Below are 1,599 nucleotides of genomic sequence, written 5' to 3'. Positions count from 1 at the left end.
GCCGTAGCGCCCAAGCGGGTCCTGCCGGTCTTCGGTCTGCGCTCGGCCATTCCCGCTGAGCGCGAAGTGTTCACGGTTCCCGACGGCGAGCGCGCGGCGGTGTTCGACGAGTCACTCCGCATCCTGCGTGCAGTACTGGTCGAGGAGCCGGCCAGCTACAGCGGCCAATACTTCACGGTGACCGCGGCCGCTGTCGCGCCGCGGCCCAATCCCCCGCTGGACATCTGGCTGGGCGGCTCGGCACCGGCAGCGTTCCGGCGAATCGGCACGCTGGCCGACGGATGGCTGGGCAGCTTCCTGACTCCCGACGAGGCGCGGTCCGGTCGCGAGGCGATCGAGCGGGCGGCCGCGGAGGCCGGCCGGCAGATCGAACCCGATCACTTCGGCATCTCGCTGGCGGTCGCCGACGGCGAATTGCCGTCGGAGTTGGCCACCGCGGTCCGTCGTCGCCGCCCAGACGCCGATCCGGCCGAATTGGTGGCCGCGGACTGGGAGCAGCTGCACCGTCAACTCGACGCGTACCTGGATGCCGGCTTGACGAAATTCGTTATCCGGCAGGCGAGTACGGGGCCGGCGGACGCTTTCATCGACCGGTTCGTCGCGGAGCTGGCCGACCGGGAGAACTGATCAGAGGGTTTCGACCCAGCGCAGGAGCTCCGGGGTGGCCTTGTCGGTGATGTCGTTGAACTCGGGATGCTTTTTGATGAAGGCGGCCACCATCGGGCAGACCGGGACAACACGCTTGCCGTCCGCGCGGGTCCTCTCCAGCGCCTCCGCAACGAGAATGTTGGCCAGCCCGCGTCCGCCGAATCGTTCGTCGACTTCGGTGTGGTAGAAAACTCGCTGGTTGCCGCGGTCGGCGACGGCCGCGAGCCCGACGGTTTCACCGTCGACGGCGATCGTGTACTTCCCCTCAGCGGCGCTGACAGTGGCCTCGGCGCCGGTCTTATCGGTAGGCATAGCTAGTTATTTTCGCGGTGGCCGCAAGGCCTGCATGGCGACCCGCATGAACGGCCCGGGAACTCGGTCCTTGGCGGCAAGCGCCGCGTCGGCAACTCGGCCCCGCAACAGGGTGCCGCGGCCGAACACGCGATTCAGGGGCCCGCCGGTCGGCTCCAGTTCGACGTGCAGCGGCGGCGCCCCTTCCGTGGCGCCGAGCGCGGTGGAGATGACGATCCGCTGAATCTCGCTGGTGCCCTCGAAGATGGTGTAAAGCTTGGCATCTCGATACCACTTCTCGACCGGGTGGTCGTTGATGTAGCCCCAGCCGCCCAGCGTCTGAATGGCCCGTTCGGTCGCGCGCACCGCGACCTCGCTGGCCGCCATCTTCGACATCGAGCCTTCCCCGCGCTCGAACGCGATCCCCCGGGCGGCCATCCAGGATGCCCGCCAGGTCAGCAGCCGAGCCGCGTCGATCTGTGTGGCGATCTCGGCGAGCGGAAAGGCGATGCCCTGGTTGTCGATGATCGGACCGCCGAAGGCCTCCCGCTGGGTGGCGTAGGTGGTGGCGTATTCCAGCGCCGCTCGCGCGATACCGATCGCCTGCGCGGCAACCATCGGGCGAGTCTGCTCGAAGGTGCCCAATGTGGCTGAGCCGGA

At 68.4% G+C, this 1,599-nt stretch carries 3 protein-coding genes; 1 reads left to right on the top strand and 2 read right to left on the bottom strand.

Translation table 11 applies throughout. The features are described 5' to 3' along the window. Positions 1 to 627, top strand: a 627-nt coding sequence (locus VGH54_RS19455) for a TIGR03854 family LLM class F420-dependent oxidoreductase (RefSeq protein ID WP_331513709.1), incomplete at its 5' end; no start/stop codon positions are given. Here VGH54_RS19455 and VGH54_RS19450 read toward each other — a convergent pair. Together VGH54_RS19450 and VGH54_RS19445 are read right to left on the bottom strand one after the other, a co-directional pair. Beyond that, a complete protein-coding gene (locus VGH54_RS19450) occupies positions 628 to 960 on the bottom strand; it encodes a GNAT family N-acetyltransferase (protein WP_331513708.1) in 333 nt (110 codons plus the stop codon). It abuts the gene before it with no gap. Positions 961 to 966: 6 nt separating this feature from the next. Next, positions 967 to 1,599, bottom strand: a 633-nt coding sequence (locus VGH54_RS19445; protein ID WP_331513707.1) for an acyl-CoA dehydrogenase family protein, incomplete at its 5' end; no start/stop codon positions are given.

The sequence above is a fragment of the Mycobacterium sp. genome (assembly GCF_036488105.1).
Taxonomy (GTDB): domain Bacteria; phylum Actinomycetota; class Actinomycetes; order Mycobacteriales; family Mycobacteriaceae; genus Mycobacterium.
Note: the sequence above shows the minus strand (reverse complement) of the source record. Positions and strands in the feature narration are given on the sequence as shown.

Excerpts from the sequence above, each read along its gene's own strand:
- VGH54_RS19450 (WP_331513708.1), bottom strand. The coding sequence starts at position 960 with ATGCCTACCGATAAGACCGGCGCCGAGGCCACTGTCAGCGCCGCTGAG.